At 28.3% G+C, this 17,218-nt stretch carries 15 protein-coding genes; 10 read left to right on the top strand and 5 right to left on the bottom strand.

From position 1 onward, the window contains the following. Positions 1-27: 27 nt before the first annotated feature. On the bottom strand, positions 28-969 hold the full coding sequence (locus K7H06_RS08960; RefSeq protein WP_223039531.1) for an NAD-dependent epimerase/dehydratase family protein: 942 nt from the start codon (positions 967-969) through the stop codon (positions 28-30). Positions 970-986: 17 nt separating this feature from the next. After that, positions 987-2,258 carry a nucleotide sugar dehydrogenase gene (locus K7H06_RS08955; protein WP_223039530.1) on the bottom strand — a complete coding sequence of 424 codons (1,272 nt, stop codon included), beginning with the start codon at positions 2,256-2,258 and terminating at the stop codon, positions 987-989. A 257-nt stretch (positions 2,259-2,515) separates the two neighbouring features. On the opposite strand from K7H06_RS08955, the gene K7H06_RS08950 reads away from it, so the two are divergent. Beyond that, positions 2,516-4,234, top strand: coding sequence for a glycosyltransferase family protein (locus K7H06_RS08950; protein WP_223039529.1), 1,719 nt, complete (start codon positions 2,516-2,518; stop codon positions 4,232-4,234). 29 nt (positions 4,235-4,263) lie between these two features. Beyond that, positions 4,264-5,949, top strand: coding sequence for a glycosyltransferase family protein (locus K7H06_RS08945; protein ID WP_223039528.1), 1,686 nt, complete (start codon positions 4,264-4,266; stop codon positions 5,947-5,949). A gap of 120 nt (positions 5,950-6,069) precedes the next feature. Here the strand turns inward: K7H06_RS08945 and K7H06_RS08940 are convergent, their stop codons facing one another. Further along, positions 6,070-7,554, bottom strand: a complete 1,485-nt coding sequence (locus K7H06_RS08940) for a hypothetical protein (protein WP_223039527.1) — start codon at positions 7,552-7,554, stop codon at positions 6,070-6,072. Between the two features lie 192 nt (positions 7,555-7,746). Here K7H06_RS08940 and K7H06_RS08935 point away from each other — a divergent pair, with 192 nt between their 5' ends. Continuing rightward, positions 7,747-8,568, top strand: coding sequence for a hypothetical protein (locus K7H06_RS08935; RefSeq protein WP_223039526.1), 822 nt, complete (start codon positions 7,747-7,749; stop codon positions 8,566-8,568). A gap of 60 nt (positions 8,569-8,628) precedes the next feature. On the opposite strand, the gene K7H06_RS08930 is transcribed toward K7H06_RS08935, so the two are convergent. After that, positions 8,629-9,948 carry a hypothetical protein gene (locus K7H06_RS08930; protein ID WP_223039525.1) on the bottom strand — a complete coding sequence of 440 codons (1,320 nt, stop codon included), beginning with the start codon at positions 9,946-9,948 and terminating at the stop codon, positions 8,629-8,631. A gap of 202 nt (positions 9,949-10,150) precedes the next feature. On the opposite strand from K7H06_RS08930, the gene K7H06_RS08925 reads away from it, so the two are divergent. From K7H06_RS08925 to K7H06_RS08900, 6 genes are all read left to right on the top strand, one after another. Then, the gene (locus K7H06_RS08925) at positions 10,151-10,906 is read left to right on the top strand and encodes a hypothetical protein (RefSeq protein WP_223039524.1); all 756 of its coding nucleotides are present in this window, start codon (positions 10,151-10,153) and stop codon (positions 10,904-10,906) included. A gap of 9 nt (positions 10,907-10,915) precedes the next feature. Then, entirely contained in the window at positions 10,916-11,914 is a 999-nt protein-coding gene (locus tag K7H06_RS08920) for a glycosyltransferase (RefSeq protein WP_223039523.1), read from the top strand. Positions 11,915-12,135: 221 nt separating this feature from the next. Then, positions 12,136-12,900 carry a glucose-1-phosphate cytidylyltransferase gene (gene rfbF, locus K7H06_RS08915; RefSeq protein ID WP_223039522.1) on the top strand — a complete coding sequence of 255 codons (765 nt, stop codon included), beginning with the start codon at positions 12,136-12,138 and terminating at the stop codon, positions 12,898-12,900. Next, positions 12,897-13,877, top strand: a complete 981-nt coding sequence (locus K7H06_RS08910) for a GDP-mannose 4,6-dehydratase (protein ID WP_425514943.1) — start codon at positions 12,897-12,899, stop codon at positions 13,875-13,877. Before rfbF ends, K7H06_RS08910 begins: the two co-directional genes overlap by 4 nt. 45 nt (positions 13,878-13,922) lie before the next feature. Then, positions 13,923-15,140 (top strand): glycosyltransferase family 2 protein, encoded by a 1,218-nt coding sequence (locus K7H06_RS08905; RefSeq protein WP_223039521.1) that lies wholly within the window; start codon positions 13,923-13,925, stop codon positions 15,138-15,140. 21 nt (positions 15,141-15,161) lie between these two features. Next, a complete protein-coding gene (locus K7H06_RS08900) occupies positions 15,162-16,097 on the top strand; it encodes a hypothetical protein (RefSeq protein ID WP_223039520.1) in 936 nt (311 codons plus the stop codon). A gap of 138 nt (positions 16,098-16,235) precedes the next feature. Here K7H06_RS08900 and K7H06_RS08895 read toward each other — a convergent pair whose 3' ends face one another. Beyond that, the gene (locus tag K7H06_RS08895) at positions 16,236-16,571 is read right to left on the bottom strand and encodes a hypothetical protein (RefSeq protein WP_223039519.1); all 336 of its coding nucleotides are present in this window, start codon (positions 16,569-16,571) and stop codon (positions 16,236-16,238) included. 181 nt (positions 16,572-16,752) lie between these two features. Here K7H06_RS08895 and K7H06_RS08890 point away from each other — a divergent pair, with 181 nt between their 5' ends. Next, a complete protein-coding gene (locus tag K7H06_RS08890) occupies positions 16,753-17,202 on the top strand; it encodes an RrF2 family transcriptional regulator (protein WP_223039518.1) in 450 nt (149 codons plus the stop codon). Positions 17,203-17,218 lie beyond the last annotated feature (16 nt).

Below are 17,218 nucleotides of genomic sequence, written 5' to 3'. Positions count from 1 at the left end.
AAATATTTATACAATATTTTGGATAGATTATACTTTGCTTTGATACCAATTCCATGTTTCTGATAATCCTTGAGAAAGTGAATATTTTGCTTGAAAGCCTAAAAGATGTTTAGCTTTTTTTATATCTGCTGTTCTAGTTATTGTTTCATCCCATGAACGGCGATTTGTATATTCGATTTTTATATTTTTTTCTGATAGATTACATATGTGTTTTGATAGATCTAAAATTGTTGTAGCATGACCAGTTCCAATATTAAGAATTTGGTTTTCTCCATTTTTTTGAAAAGCTGCAAGGCAGGTTCCTTTAATTGTATCTTTTACATAGGTAAAGTCACGTTTTTCTTTTCCATCTCCAGTAATAATAATATTAAGTCCTTTGTGGGCTCTTTCTATAAAGCGAGGGACAACCCCTCGATAAAAGTTGCTAGCTTCTTTAGGGCCATAAGAATTGAAATATCTTAGTATAGTTATTGGTAAATTGAAGTTTTTTCTAAAATAATTACAATAATATTCTCCTGCTAACTTAGATATGCCATAAGGCGTATGAGGAGATAGGGGAGAATCTTCTGTTAATGGATTTTCTGAAGGTGCATAAACACAAGAGGTCGAAGCATATACAAATCGATCTACATTTATTTTTTTTGCTAGCTCTAATTGTACTAGTGTACCAATAGTGTTAACATTTAGATCGTATATGGGTTCTTTAATAGATAATTCATTGGCGTAATGAGCAGCTAAGTGAAAAATCGTTTTTGGTTCATACTTTTTGTAAATACTTTCAATGGATTCATCCCTTATATCTTTTTTGAAAAAATGAAGATTTTTTGATTTGGGCAAATTAGCAGTAGTTCCACTAGATAAATTATCTATGACAATGACTGTATAGTGTAAATTTAATAGAAACTCTACTAAATGGGAACCAATTACTCCAGCACCTCCAGTAATGGCAACAACTTTTTTATAGGACATATTGTCACAACCTTTTATTAGCATCTATAAAGCTTAATACGTGGGTCGTTAGGAAAAACATTTCTTGTATCTACGACTACTGGTAGTTTATTCATATTATTACAAATCTGTTCAATATCAAATGCAATATGATCTTGTTTTGCTGTAATGACTATACAATCAGCATTCTTGATACAAGATAAAAACGAATCTACTTGGAAAGGATAGGTCAGTGGTACAAGTGGATCATATCCTTGAACTTTCGCGCTATCATCTACCAATAGGGATGCAATATCTAGTGCAGGACTATACCTGCAATCAGCACAATAATCTTTCATGGCTAATCCAACAATGGCAATTGTTGATCCTTCAATATCTTTACCTATATCATTTAGTGCACTTTTAACAATTTCAACGATTTTTTGAGGCCTGTTATCATTTAATCTTCTAGCTTTTTGCATTAAGGATATAGAAACCTGAGTTTTATCTTCAAAAGCTTCTTCTAGGTATCTGAGCGCATTTGGAAGACAATATCCACCAACACCAGGACCAGGTTTAAGAAGTTCAACCCGAGGATGGGTATTGACTAATGCTCTAAGTTCATAAATATCTACGCCTAAATAAGATGCTGCTTCACTTAATTCGTTAATAAAAGCAATATCTACATCTCTAGAGATATTTTGAACTACTTTGACCATCTCGGCAGTTTTGATAGTAGAAGCTCTGTAGATTTTTGTATCGGATAAACTTTTTAAAAAAGATTCTGCTATAGAATAACTTTCATCATCTATTGCAGCAAGAATTCTTTGGTTTTTTTGAAACTCTTCAAAAGCACGGGTTTCTAAAATAGTTTCAGGTGTATAGGCTAGATGGATGTTTTTATTAAGCTTTTGTAGTTGTGGAAGGACTAATTTATCACATGTACCTGGAATCATTGTTGTTCTAAAAAGTAGCAGATCTTCATCTACAAGGGTAGGTAGAATAGTATCTAAAACATTTTGTATGGGTGAAATGTCCTGGAATCCATTATTTAATGCAGCTATACCTACTGTGATGATAAAAACAGAAGGTTCACTATTTGTTCTATTATAATTTGTATGAACAGATAATTTTTTTTCAGTTATTAGATTTTGAGCAACTTTTGAAATGTGTATATTATTATAATGTTCATGAATATTTATAGTACCATTTTTAATACTTTCAACAACTTGGGGATTTATATCAATCCCTGTTACTTGGTGATCCTGTAAGGCTATCCAAGTAGTCATAGGTAAGCCAATATGGCCAAGACCAAAAACATATACTTTCATTGATTATTCCTCCAATTCTAAAGGGTGAATCATTTTCTTTCTTATAAATAATATTTTATTTAAAGGTTCTTAAAATATATTATGAATTTATAGTACAAAGTGTACCAATGTATGATGATATTTTAGTTTTTAGTATGTTATATTTCACAACAGAAATAGGGAAAACATATTAGTATATTAGGGAAAATAGATTTCAAAAATTAAATGTATAATTTTTTTATGCTCTAAATTGAAATTTATAAAGAAGGAGGAAGACAATGTCTAGTCGTACTAAAAATGAAAATTTTAAAATGAAAAGAAATAAGTTAAAAGTAGCATCGATTTTAGATAAATTTAGCTATGAATGCTTTAAACATGAAATGCAATTGATTTCATTGGATATAAATGATTGGGAAAATATAATTATTAGTAAAAAACCTAAAATGCTTTTAGTTGAGTCAGCATGGGAAGGAAACAATGGAAAATGGACAAATAAAATTGCTAATATAAATACGACAAATGACAAAACACTTGAAAATTTGGTGTGTACATGTAGAAAATATAATATTCCTACTGTTTTTTGGAACAAAGAGGATCCTTTGTTTTTTTCATATTTCATTGAGTCTGCAAAATTGTTTGACTATGTTTTTACAACAGAAGAAGCGTGCATAGAAGAATATAAAAAAATAATAGGACATAACAATATTTATGTGTTACCATTTGCAGCACAGCCTAAAATACACAATCCTATTAATAGAGGGAGGATTTCATTAGGAAAGGTTGCTTTTGCAGGAACATGGTATAAAAAGTTTCCAGAAAGAATAAAAGACATGAAAATGATTTTAAAGCCTGCTTTTAAATATAATTTACACATTTATGATAGAATGCATCACTGTACTAAAGATGATAATTATAAGTTTCCAACTACTTATCAATCATATATAAAAGGAAGTCTTTCCTATGAACAAATGATTCGAACTTACAAAAAATATGATGTATTTCTAAATGTTAATTTAGTTAAAAATAGTCTAACTATGTTTTCAAGAAGAATTTTTGAATTGTTAGCATCAGGAATAAATGTAATTAGTAGTTATAGTCAAGGAATAGAAAGGATGCTGCCAGGAATTGTAAAACTTTGTAAAAGTGAAGAAGATGTGAATAAATATTTAGATATTTTACTGAATAACAAAGAGTTAAGGGAACGATTATCAATAATAGGGCAAAGAGAAGTATTTTATAAACATACCTATGAACATAGGATAGAAACAATTTTAGAAAAGGCTGGTTTATCCTATGAAAAGAAAGAAATACCAGGGATATCTATTATTACCTGTACCAATAGAATTGATAATATAGAAAAAATATTTAATAATTTTCAAAGACAAAATTATAAGAAGAAAGAGCTAATTATTATTTTAAATAATAATTCTATGAATCTAAAACAATTGGAAAATCAAGCCAAATCATATAACAATGTAAAAGTATTTCAACTTGATGAAAGAAAATCATTAGGAAAATGTCTTAATTTTGCTATAAAACATACAAGTTATGGATATATATCTAAATTTGATGATGATAATTACTACGCACCAGAATTTCTAGGTGATTTGATGAATGCTTTTAAATATACAAATGCAGATGTTGTTGGAAAATACACATACTATGCATATTTAGAAGGTAGTAATACTTTGGTAGTAAGATTTCCTAATTTGGAAAATCGATATGTTGATTTTTTATGTGGTTCAGCCTTCATTATGAAAAAGAAGGTATGGGAGGAAATAAAATTTACTGATACAACAGTTAAGACTATGGCAATTTTTTCTAAAGATTGTGTGAGTAGAGGAATAAGACTATATTCAACTGATAGGTTTAACTATGTGTATAGCAAACAGCATTCAATGAATGAATATATTTGCGAAATAGATGACGATGAATTTTTAAGAAAATGTAACATTGTTATGTACACAAAAAATTATGTACCGCATATTACAGTTTAGTATAAATTTATATGGAGAAGGTGAAAGCAGTGTCATACCCTTTAAAAATTGCTTCTATCGTAGATACATTTGGTTATGAGTGGCTTAAATATGAATGTAATCTTATTCCATTATATCCTCATAGTTGGAGAGAGATTTTAACAAGAGAAAAACCAGATTTGTTACTTGTTCAATCTGCGTGGCATGGAAATGATCAGCAATGGTATCATGAAATTACGGATATTGATACCCAAAAAGATAACTTACTAAAAGATATAGTAACTTGGTGTAAGCATCATAATATACCTACTGTCTTTTGGAATATTGAAGATCCATATCATTTTAAAGCATTTATTGATGCAGCAAAATTATTTGATTATATTTTTACAACAGATTGTAATAGTATATCAAGATACTTAGAAGTAGTAGAACATAAAAATGTATATACTCTACCATTTGGAGCACAGCTTAAAAAGCATAATCCTATTGATAAAGACAAAGAAAAATTAGGTAAAATTGGATTTGCAGGGACATGGTATGATATTGGCCATGAAGATCGAAAAAGAGATATGGAAAATGTAGTAAAGCCAACACTAAAATATGGTGTGCATATTTATGATAGAATGTATAATTTTACTAAATGGGACTGGTGTAAATTTCCTGATATATATCGCCCCAACATTAAAGGATCTATTCCTTATGAAGAAATGGAGTCAACCTATAAAAAGTATGACGTTTTTTTGAATGTGAATACGGTACAAGATAGTCCTACCATGTTTGCTTGTAGAGTATTTGAGTTATTAGCTTGTGGAATAAACGTTATTAGTGGCTATGCATTAGGAATTGATAAGATGCTACCTAATATTGTGAAATTATGCAAAACTGAAGAAGATACAATAAAACACCTAGAAATATTACTGAATAACAAAGAACTAAGAGATCGATTATCTATCTTAGGGCAAAGAGAAGTATTTAATAAACATACTTATAGACATAGATTAGAAACGATTTTAGAAAAGGTGGGCTTGTGCTATGAAAAGAAAGAAAAGAGAAAGGTAACTATTATTACTTGTACCCATCATCCTAATAATATGAAAAATGTATTTGCAAATTTTGAAAGGCAGAATTATAAAAAGAAGGAATTGATTATTATTTTAAATAACAATTCTATGGATATACAACAATGGAAAGAAGAAGCTGATCTTCATAGTAATATAAAAGTATTTCAAATTGATGAGGAAAAATCATTAGGGGAATGTTTAAATTTTTCTGTGGATCAAGCAAACTATGACTATATAGCAAAATTTGATGATGATAATTACTATGCACCAGAGTATTTAGAAGATTTAATGAATGCTTTCGAATATACGGATGCAGATATAGTTGGAAAGTTTGCTTATTATGCGTATCTAGAAGGAAGTAAAACTTTAGCAGTTAGATTTCCGAATAAGGAAAATCAATATACGGATTTTTTGTGTGGATCAGCGTTTATTGCAAAAAAAGAAGTCTTTAATAAGGTGAGATTTATACATGAATCTGTAAATGAAGATACTATGTTTTTTAAGGAGTGTAATGAAAAAGGTATATTACTATATTGTACGGATCGATTCAATTATATATGCATAAGACATGCATCAGGGGATGAACATTCATGGAAGATACAAGATGATGAATTTTTGAGAAAATGTGAAATTGTTGGATATATAGACGATTATATAACACATATAACAATATAAATTAAAATCGAGAATTCTTTAAAAAAAAGAATTCTCTAAATTTTCTAATTCGTGATTACTGATTGGCCTATCTTGCTAATCATGAAATTTATTCTGCAATATTTATATGATCAATTAGTATTAATGAAATAGTCGTTTTAGTAAATTTGCATTTTTAAGTTCTGCAATTTCATTTTTTAGTGATGTATTTTCTTTATCTAATGTATCTAAGTGATCTTTCATTTTTTTTAGCTGATTTTGATAAATAGTTATTTCATTCATTAGTTCATTATTTTTTTGTTCAGATAGGTCAAATTCAGATAATATTTTTTCATAGTTTTTTTCAAGGTTATTTGTATTAGATTTATATTTTTTAAATTTATCATTATTGCTATAGAGGGTGTTGATATAATTTCTATTTTGTGTATTTAAGCGGTCTAGTTCTCTTTTCAAGAAAGAAATATTTCCTTGTAATGCTTTCAGAAGATTATTTTTCATTTCTAATTCTTGGCTTTTCTGATACAGCTCTATTTCAAGTTTTTTATAGGTGTCTAAGGATGAATCATGAATAGTATCTTTTTTTGAATGATTAGATTGAATAAAACTTGCTTTGTTACTATGTATTTCAGTAATAGATATTGGATCTATAGTAGATGAACTTTCAGATAAAATATAATTAGCAGTATACTTTATAAATGGGTTATCAATGGTTTTAATAATCTTTATGAGATGGATAGAATTAAGAGATAAATTTATCATATGAGGATCATTCCATGCTGAATGCGTATGCTTTTTTGTAAAATAAATATGTTGTTTTGTTATTCCATAGCAAAAGATATGTTTATTTTGGCAAAGTAGTTGTTGATGTAATAAGGGAACATCCATTTTTAATAATTGTTCTAAATGAGATGCTTTATGATTTTTTATATCAATAGAAATATATTTTATACAATATTCTTTTTTATATTTATCTATCCAACTTACATGAATAATTCCTTCAGAATCAATAAGTGCATCGAGATAAAAATGTTTTAAAAATATACAATTACTTAAAAATGTTAGATTCGACCATTTATAAGATTGAGAAGGTAAGTTTCTTAATATTAGATCATAGATTAAATTATTATTCTTTAAGGAGATATAATAGAGGTTATAGTCTATATCTTTAATAAGTATATAAGGTTTAATAGGTTGTTTTATATAAATTCTATTGAGCACTTCTTTTTTCCAATAATCATTTTCATGGTAATAGGAAATAATAGACCATAAATTAGGTGAGGATAAATCTCGCCAGCAAAATAGAATATAGGGTGAATTGCGTGAAAATTTAATGCTGATATGTTTAAATTCTTCTATATTAAAGTCTACCTCATACAATAAATGACTAGTCCATGTCTTACCATCATAATAATAGTAAAAAAACTTTCCTTCACAATCTAAAATAACTACACCTATATTTCCGTTAGAATCTATATCCACATCAAATTTTAGTATATTTTTTTCATAGATACATATTTCCTCATTTGTAGATTGAGATAGATAACTGATGCCAGAATCTGAGGGGAAAAAATGTATAATCTCTTTTAATGTATACAAGAAAATATTTGTATTTTTAGAAATAGTCATTCACATCACCTACCTTAGTTAAATATATTAGTTATAAAAACACAATATGTTAATAATTTTTATTAGAAAAATATTTAATATTTAATCACCAAAATAAAGAGAGCTACATAATATACAAGTAGAACAGATATCTTTTATAACTACTTAAAATTATGATAGCACTCATTCTATGAATGAAAAGGGGGAAAATATATGTATAAGTCAACATCTTGTGGAACCAGCATGTATACTCCAGGTGTAATTCCAGAAGAGTTGAGAGATCAATTCGGAAATGCATGTGAATTAGTTTGCGTTCAAGTTCCAAAAGTTTATGATTCATGTTTGTTAAAATTATGTTTAGTAGGAGAACCTGAAAAAGCAAAGCCAGAAGATAGAATTTTCTTTGATTCAGATCTTCGAGTTAGAATTGATTGTAGTGCAGATGGAATTGTGAATCCAAGAGTAGTAGGCATTGTTCCAGGGTCATTCAGAGTTATCAGTAAAAAGGCACTTACTAGTGATCCTAACAGAAAATTTATTTCTTACACATATCAATTAAAAATATTATATGATGTAGTATTTGATGATGGAACAATATCTAAAGATAATGAATTATTATTAAGAAGAAGTGAAACGGTAGGTCCTTTGTATTGTCCAGAATCTAGATCGTTTATTCATGAGCAAAAGGTAGATCAATCAGGAACAGTGAAACCACCAACAGATGAAGATGATGAAATTATTAAATTAGAGGTCGTAGCTAGAGTATTAGATGCTCAAATCATAAGAGAAGATTGTGAGACTCCATGTGACCCATATGATGATATTTGCTATGCAGTATTTACTGTAGGAATTTTTAACATTATAAAATGTGAGTTAATAGTACAATTGGTTATTCCAGCATTTGGATTCTGTCCACCACCTGCACCTTGTGAAACATTGGGAGAACCTTGCGAAATCTTCAATCAAGAATTACCGCCAGAGTTTTTCCCACCACAATTAGATGATTTTATTACTGGACCTGGAATGGATTGCTAATTTACTGAAAAATAGGATGATATGTTCTATATTAGAACTATCATTCTATTTTTCTGTATTTTATGATTTGAAAAAATGAGTTATTTTTTCAAATAGATTATGATCAGCAGTTGCAAGGATTTCATCATATTTTATTAATTTATCTACTTTCATCTCTACTAGTTTTTGATGATCATTTAAGTTATTTAATACTTGGTCTATATTTTCGTATTTTTTTTGAATATCTTGTACCATATCTATCAAAAGGTTTATTTGATTATAAAGGTGAACTGTATCTATATTTTCTTTGTCATTACTATATAAGGGATTGCAGGTACATAGTGGATTTGTAGTTTGTTTATCAATAGTATCTGAATGATCTATGCCAATGATGAAAAAATTGTTATTTATATGCATTCCATAAGTATTTCTAATTTTTACATCTACTAAAGATTTGTAATGATTCCCTATTACTGAGAATGTGTATAATTTATACTTAGGATCAAATTGAACTTTAGTAGATGGATTCCAAATATTATCAAATATATTTGAAGTCTTGAAAAAGTACTCATTATTTTGTTTCCATAAAACTTTAATATAATTACCAACTTGTAAAATATAAGGGTGGGTACAGTTTGTTTTTTCATTTGATAGTTTTTGAACTTGCTCTAAATAGCTTTTAGAAGTGTTTAGTTTAGAAAGACATAAGTAAAATATCTCCATATTCTTGTGGTAATAGCGTGACCAAACGATATGTGTACCTTTTATGTTGTCACAAAAAACGAAAGGGTGAAAATGATTATATGCAGGGTCACTGATTCTCGTAGGTATGCTCCATGAGTTATATGTAGCTTGATATCTACAATAATATATTTGATATTTTTTATTAGACAATGACTTAAATACTATATGGATATTGTGATTAGAATCAATATCTACATGAAACGGGATGTCATATTTTTCTGTAATGATGGTACATACTTTTTTATTAATCCATGATTGTGTATTCCAATAGTAATGCTTTAGAATCCATAATTTAGAATCCAGAATATTTGAAACAGCTATTAAAATATGAATATGTTCATGAACAATAAATATTTTTAAGTTTTTAAATTGATAATATTTTGAGTCATATTGTGTAAGTAGTCGAAAATCCCATTTATTATCCTTATAAATACTATATTTTAATTCTCCTGATGAGCAAATACTAATGAGATGGAAATTTCCAAAATCGTCTATAGTTACGGAATAGTCCACAATATTTTCAGCAATTTTAATTGTTTCATAGATTTTATTATCATGAAAAGTTTTCATATATATTTTTTTATTTATAACATAAAAATAATATATAAATCCAGATTTACTATAGTGTATATATTGTTGATTGCAAATGAATTCCATATAGTGACACCTCCAGTCTTAGGATCAATAGATTTGTCCTATATAAATGTATTTATAAAAAAATAAAAAAATGATATAAAGTTAAAAAACTATGTATTGTAGTATGAAATATTTATTAATGAAAAGCAAAGTTGAATCATATGATAGTACAAAAAGGACTCTATTATGAATGACATATTTTTCAAAAGGAAGGAGATGAATAATGACGAAAAGTATCTCAAATTATAATAAATCAGTACAGCGGAAAATTTCTGAACCAGCTCCATATACAACATATGAGAGAAATATAAATAAATTTGTAAATACAAAATCTTCGAAAATTTCAAGGGAAATAACAGAAGAAGCATGTATTTTAGTAGATCAAGTGTATTCTTATTGTCAACAAAAAGATTGTTTTCCAAAGTTTAAAAAGAGTTTACCTAATAAAGGAGAAACATTTCAATTTATTGGCATAGTCTTTAAAGAGGGATACATAGCTGAAGGGACATTGAATGTTACATCAATAGGACCAAAGAGACCCAATTTTTCTAGAGTGAAATTTGTTTTAAAAGTTCCATTTACAATAAGATTGAGAAATACAGTTTCTGGAGAGTGTGTAAGTGTAAATGGATTTACACCAGATATCGTAAAAGATGTTGTTTTATATATGCCAGAAGCAAGAGATGAATTTAATTTTAGGATTGTTATAGAAACTCGGTCAGAAGTATTAACACCTCCAGAAATGATTGAAAATAAAATTAAACTTCCAATAGGGGTATTATCAGTTATTAGAGTAGTTGGTAGAATTCAGCTGTCAATACCAGTTCACCCGGAGCCCTTTGAACCTCCTGAAGCCGAAAATTATGAGGAATCAGAAAAGTCAGTGCGTAAGGAGTTTGATAATCGACCATTTCCAGATGATTTTTTCCCTCCTCAATTTCAGGATTCAGATATTAGTATACAAATACCTAGAAAATAAGGTGATGAAATGAATGTATTGTTCCAAATAAGAAAAGATTATCTAAGTAATGTGGCAGGAGACAGTATAATTGTACAGAATCTTAGAAAAAATTTAACAAATCTAGGTGTAAAGGTAGATGTGTATCATGATGATAGAATTAATTTAAGTAAATATGATCTTGTTCATATTTTTAATACAATAAGGGTGCAAGAAAGCTATCAATTTATGAAGCATGCAAAGAAGCATCATAAAAAAATAGCATTAACACCCATATATTGGGATTTGAGAAAATACTTCAAAGATGCGCTACAATTAGAAAAAATAATATCTTGGAATCGTAATGAAAAAAAGAGAAAGTTTTTGTTTGATCATTGTGATGTCTATTTACCGCATTGTATGGGAGAAGCAGAATTAATTATTAAGAATTACAATACTTCTTCAAAATATGAAATAGTTTCCTATGGGGTAGATGAAAGTTTTTTGATGGGGACGAAAGATTTTCTAAAGAAGAAATATGGAATAGATGAGTATATTTTGTGCGTGGGAAGGATTAATTATCAGAAAAATCAGTGGGGATTAATAAAAGCCCTTTCGAAAGAGAAAATACCTTTAGTATTAGTAGGAACTGTGAACGATAAGACTTATCTTAAAGAATGTTTAAAAGTAGGAAAAGAAAAACTTTTTTTATTGGAGAATATTAAAAGATCTGAATTAAATTCAATATATAAAGATGCTAAGGTGCATGTGCTACCTAGCTGGATAGAATACCCAGGAATTGCCAATCTTGAAGCGGGTATTGGGGGATGTAATGTAGTGACTACAGAAATAGGTTCTACAAAAGAAGTTTTTGGAGACTATATAAGATATTGTAATCCATATAATACTGAATCAATATATAAAGAAACGATAGAAGCTTTTGAAACAGATAAAAATAATTTATTTAGGGATTTTATTATGAAAAACTATACTTGGATGAAAATAGCTAAACAAGTTAAAAAAATCTATTTTTCCATGATAAAACAATAATATTTTTATATATGTATAAAAAGGTGATAAGTATTGTAAATATATAATACTTGTCACCTTTTTATGGTTTTCTTGTAACGAAATCTATTGTATTAACATAATGTGAAATGAAGAGATAAAATGTATTAATAAATATTTAAAATAGAAATTGAAAAATGTGAACTAGCTATTTTAATAAAGTGCTATTTGTAAGTACTTTTTCATGAAATAGGAGGGGGAATATGAAAGTCGTAATTTTATGTGGTGGAAAAGGATCACGAATGAAAGAAATTACAGATGATGTGCCTAAGCCTTTAGCTATGATTGGCGGAAAACCGATATTGTGGCATATTATGAAAGCATATATGTATTATGGGTTGAATGACTTTGTTTTATTACTAGGATATAAAGGAGAGCAGATTAAAGAATATTTTATAAATTACCATTGGAAAAATAACAATTTTCTATTAGAGAGTGAACAAAAAAATATAAAGTTATTGGAAACTCCGGAAAAATGGAGAATTACTTTTATTGATACAGGGATTGATACCATGACAGGGGGCAGAATCAAACAAGCTCAAAAGTACATTGGTGATGGAACATTTATGTTAACTTATGGAGATGGATTGGCAGATATAGACATAAATAGTTTGCTTGATTTTCACAAAAAGAAAGGGAGAATAGCAACTGTAACGGGGATAAAAAAAATAAACCAGTATGGGACGTTAATCGTAGATAATGATATTGCCAGCTCCTTTGAAGAAAAACCAAATACCAATGATATTATCAATGGAGGTTTCTTTGTATTAAATAAAGAAATTTTTTCATATATCGGAAATGAGAAGGATTGTATTTTTGAGCGAGAACCATTGATGAATTTAGCAAATGATAGTCAACTGGCAGTTTATCAACATAAAGGGTTTTGGGTAGCAATGGACACATATAAAGATCTTTTGAAAGTAAACGAAATGTGGGAAAATAGTAAAGCTTACTGGAAGGTGTGGTGAAGATATTGAACAATAAATATTGGAAGAATAGAAATGTCTTTATAACAGGAGCTACAGGATTTTTAGGAAGTTATATAGCAAAGGAATTAATTAGTTTAGGTGCAAATGTTACAGCTTTAGTGAGGGATGGTGTTCCAAATTCTAACCTGTATAAAATGAATTGCCATAAAGAAATGAACTTTGTAAAAGGATCTTTAGAAGATATAAATGTATTAGAACGAGTATTAGGAGAATATGAAATTCATACAGTTTTTCATTTAGCAGCACAGGCTATTGTAGGAATTGCTAATAGGAATCCAATATCTACTTTTGAATCAAATATATTAGGCACATGGAATATACTAGAAGCATGCAGAAGGAGTCCGTTAGTAAAAGCAATTGTTATTGCATCTAGCGATAAGGCTTATGGAGATCAAAAAAATTTGCCATACCATGAGAATATGCCTCTTCGAGGGAAGCATCCTTATGATGTATCAAAAAGTTGTGCAGATTTAATTGCACAAACCTTTTATCATACCTATAAATTGCCCGTATGTATTACACGCTGTGGAAATTTGTATGGAGGAGGAGATCTTAATTTTAATAGAATTATTCCTCAAACGATACAGACTATTTTAAATAAGGAGGCACCAGTTATTAGAAGTGATGGAACTAATATCCGAGATTATTTTTATGTTGAAGATGCAGTAAATGCATATCTATTATTAGCTGAAAAAATGGAAGCACTTAATTTAAGTGGAGAAGCGTTTAACTTTAGTAATGAACTATATCTAACAGTATCTGAATTGGTAGAAAAAATATTGAAAATGATGGACAGTGATTTAAAACCTATTATTTTAAATGAAGCCAAGTATGAAATTAAGCATCAGTATCTTTCTGCCAATAAAGCAAGAAATCTTTTAGGATGGAAACCAATTTATAGTATGCAAGAAGGACTAAAAAAGACGATTGAGTGGTACACAAAATTTTTAAAATAGCAATTTTAAGTTGATTTGTGAAAATCATAAGGATGTGAAAATACTATGAAAGTCAGTGTAATTATTCCCTCATATAATTCTTGTGAAAGATTATATTATAATTTAATTTCATTGAACCATCAAAATTATCCTAGGAATGAATTTGAAGTAATTGTTATTGACAATGGATCGATAGATAATACATCCAATATGTTATCAGAATTTAATGCAAATTATCCTTTGTCAATCATAAGATTAAAGAATAATAAAGGAATAGCTTACGCAAGAAATAAAGGAATATTAAAATCAGTAGGAGAGTTATTAATTTTTCATGATAGTGATATGATTGCAACAAAAGATTTTATAAAAAATCATATTGAAGCCCATAAAGACAAAAATACTGTAATTTGTGGAAATTGTATGAGAAGGATTTATAGTTATTATTATAAAAAATTTAGCCGTGATCAGATAAAAACTTTAGATAATCAAAAACATAGATACAACTTAAATATAATTCCTTATCATAAAAATAAATCTCCATTGATTACGGAAGAGCAAATTATAGATGAAAGTTTTATTGATTTTAGTTTTGATTTAAATATGCCTCTTATGATTTCAATGAAGTTAGATGTTGAAAAATATGGAGAGGAGTTGAAAGGCTATAATTTTCCATGGAAATTTTTTATAACCAATAATTGTTCTGTATATAAACAAAATGTTATAAGAGTAGGGTTATTTGATCAGAAAATCATACGGTATGGCTTTGAAGATTTTGATTTAGGGATTCGACTTTATAAGTTAGGTTGTAAATTTATCATAAGACATGATATACTCAGTATTCACCAAGAACATCCAGTTAATTTTACAAAAGATGATATATGGCACAATTTGTATTATATTTGTGAAAAGTATAGTAATCCCTATTTTGTTGAGATGTTGCTTGTATGTTCAAATATGTATACCTCTATTGATCCAAATTTGATTAATGAGATTATGAATGATATTAATCAAATAAAAGAGATGGAACAATATAAAGGGTTAATAGATCAATTGATAGAATTTTTAAAGATCTTATACAAAAGACATTATGAAAAATATCTACAAAAAAGTAAAAAAAGTTTTAAAAATAATAAAAATGAAAGAATTAAACTTCATATAGATTTTTGCAAGATAAAGAAACAAGGAAATGAACTATATGAATTAGGATTATCTCATTTTGTTGATACTTTTTATATGTTAATAAAGCATGTGTATGGTATCGATATGATGAATGTAGGGATATAATGTAGTGGAAGGAGACCCTATATGAATAAGTTTCATTTTTCTACAGTTGTTTCACAAAGTCATGTGTTCAAATTTATAGTTATGTATAATACATTAACCTATCACTGTAATGATTTTCGTCTTTTTGCACTATGTGTTGATGAAAAAACATATAAAATATTAAAAGATATGAATTATCATAATGTTACACTCATTCAATTACATGAGGTGGAAGATGAAGAATTATTAAGAGCAAAATCAAATAGAATTTATCATGAATATTGTTGGACACTAAAACCAGTAGTGTTATACTATATTATGTGCAATTTTCCAACTGCTCAGTATTATGCTCATTTAGATGCAGATCTTTGTTTTTTTTCAAATCCCGAGTTAATCTTTCAAGAAGCGCCAAATGCATCCCTTTATATAACAGAACATCATAATTCAAATAGATTTATGCATTACTATAATCTTACAGGAAGATATAATACAGGTTTTGTGGGTTGCAAAAAGGATGATATTGCTTTAAGTGCTATAGGCTGGTGGAAAAATAAATGTATTGAAAAATGCAGTGTAGAGATGGATGTAATCAATAAAACTTTTGGAGATCAAAGATATGTGGAGGTTTGGCCTACTTTATTCCAAAATGTACATGTGGTAAATACCATCGGTGCCAATGCAGCTCTATGGAATATTGAAAGATACAATGTATCTCATAGAAATAGAGAAGTTTATGTAAATAATAACCCTTTAATATTTTATCATTTTTCAGGATTTTGTATACTAAGTCCAAAAGAATTTAATTTATGTCATTATTATCATATAAACGATAAAAAAGTAGTAAAGTTAATTTATTTACCCTATATGATTTTATTATCAGAAGCAATTAAAAAGATAAAAGAAGGTTATCCAAATTTTTCATCTGGATTTAGTAAAAGAAATGTTGTTCCTAATATGCATTATTATAGACTAAAATAATTGATATATAAGATTATCACATATGTTAAAAAGCTCCTAATTTTGCCGATTAGGAGCTTTTTAACATAATAAATTATAGGCTAATAATTTAACATATTTTCTGTTGTATACTATTCTAAACATTAACTTATTAATGATTTAAAAGAAACAAATTGTATAGGAACCTTTACAGCAAGATTCAATTTCAAAGCAATCCCCACAGGAGATGTCTAGACTATATACATTTTTAAGAGAAAATGTTTTAGAATTTTTATTAGAAGAATAATAGGGTTCAGATTCACATTGAGGGGGGGGGACTGTAGTAATTGGATTTTGGTTGACACTAATGATTACAGGACAATTCCCACTATTTTCTATAGTAACCAATAAATCTTGAGCATGGGGAGGTTCTGAAAGAAAAATACGCATAGCACTATTAGTGCCTCCACTACATGCTAAAGAATATTCGCCAGTTAAACAACAACAGTTAGACATTTAAATGATCCTCCTTTCTTTGAGCTAGTTTATTATATGTAATAGAATTATTAAAAGTTACTAAGAGCATGTGAAGCTTATAAAAAATTATTCTATTGAATCTTGACAAATTTACTTGGGTATACTATACTTTAAATTGAATTCTGAGTACTTTACTTGGGATTGCGAAGGGAGTGATAGAATGAAGCTATCAACCAAGGGAAGATACGGTGTAAAAGCTATGTTTGAATTAGCCCTTAATTTTGGTGAAGGCCCTATTGCTTTAAACAGTATTGCTGAAAAGCAAAATCTTTCTGTTCATTATTTGGAGCAACTATTTTCAAGTCTTAGAAAAGCAGGTTTAGTAAAAAGCATTCGAGGAGCTCAAGGTGGATATATGCTTGCAAGAAGACCTGAAAATATTACAGTTGGTGATATTATAAGAACTCTTGAAGGACCTTTAGCACCAGCAGATTGTGTAATGGATGATGATTCAAAAGAATGCTATAAAGCAGAATATTGTGTCACAAGAACCATATGGGAAAAGATACGTGATAGTATAAATGATGTAGTAGATAATATAACACTACAAGATATGCTTGAGGATCATAAAAAGATGACCAATGGTGATTCCTATATGTATTATATATAATTTTTAGGGAGATGAT

Origin of the sequence: Crassaminicella profunda (assembly GCF_019884785.1) — a bacterium.
Taxonomy (GTDB): domain Bacteria; phylum Bacillota; class Clostridia; order Peptostreptococcales; family Thermotaleaceae; genus Crassaminicella; species Crassaminicella profunda.
This window is presented reverse-complemented; position numbering and strand designations above follow the sequence as displayed.

Bases quoted from the DNA above. Each gene is read 5' to 3' on its own strand.
- K7H06_RS08960 (WP_223039531.1), bottom strand. From the start codon at position 969: ATGTCCTATAAAAAAGTTGTTGCCATTACTGGAGGTGCTGGAGTAATT.
- K7H06_RS08955 (WP_223039530.1), bottom strand. From the start codon at position 2,258: ATGAAAGTATATGTTTTTGGTCTTGGCCATATTGGCTTACCTATGACT.
- K7H06_RS08950 (WP_223039529.1), top strand. From the start codon at position 2,516: ATGTCTAGTCGTACTAAAAATGAAAATTTTAAAATGAAAAGAAATAAG.
- K7H06_RS08895 (WP_223039519.1), bottom strand. From the start codon at position 16,571: ATGTCTAACTGTTGTTGTTTAACTGGCGAATATTCTTTAGCATGTAGT.
- K7H06_RS08925 (WP_223039524.1), top strand. From the start codon at position 10,151: ATGACGAAAAGTATCTCAAATTATAATAAATCAGTACAGCGGAAAATT.
- K7H06_RS08930 (WP_223039525.1), bottom strand. From the start codon at position 9,948: ATGGAATTCATTTGCAATCAACAATATATACACTATAGTAAATCTGGA.
- K7H06_RS08920 (WP_223039523.1), top strand. From the start codon at position 10,916: ATGAATGTATTGTTCCAAATAAGAAAAGATTATCTAAGTAATGTGGCA.
- K7H06_RS08940 (WP_223039527.1), bottom strand. From the start codon at position 7,554: ATGACTATTTCTAAAAATACAAATATTTTCTTGTATACATTAAAAGAG.
- K7H06_RS08890 (WP_223039518.1), top strand. From the start codon at position 16,753: ATGAAGCTATCAACCAAGGGAAGATACGGTGTAAAAGCTATGTTTGAA.
- rfbF (WP_223039522.1), top strand. From the start codon at position 12,136: ATGAAAGTCGTAATTTTATGTGGTGGAAAAGGATCACGAATGAAAGAA.
- K7H06_RS08900 (WP_223039520.1), top strand. From the start codon at position 15,162: ATGAATAAGTTTCATTTTTCTACAGTTGTTTCACAAAGTCATGTGTTC.
- K7H06_RS08935 (WP_223039526.1), top strand. From the start codon at position 7,747: ATGTATAAGTCAACATCTTGTGGAACCAGCATGTATACTCCAGGTGTA.
- K7H06_RS08905 (WP_223039521.1), top strand. From the start codon at position 13,923: ATGAAAGTCAGTGTAATTATTCCCTCATATAATTCTTGTGAAAGATTA.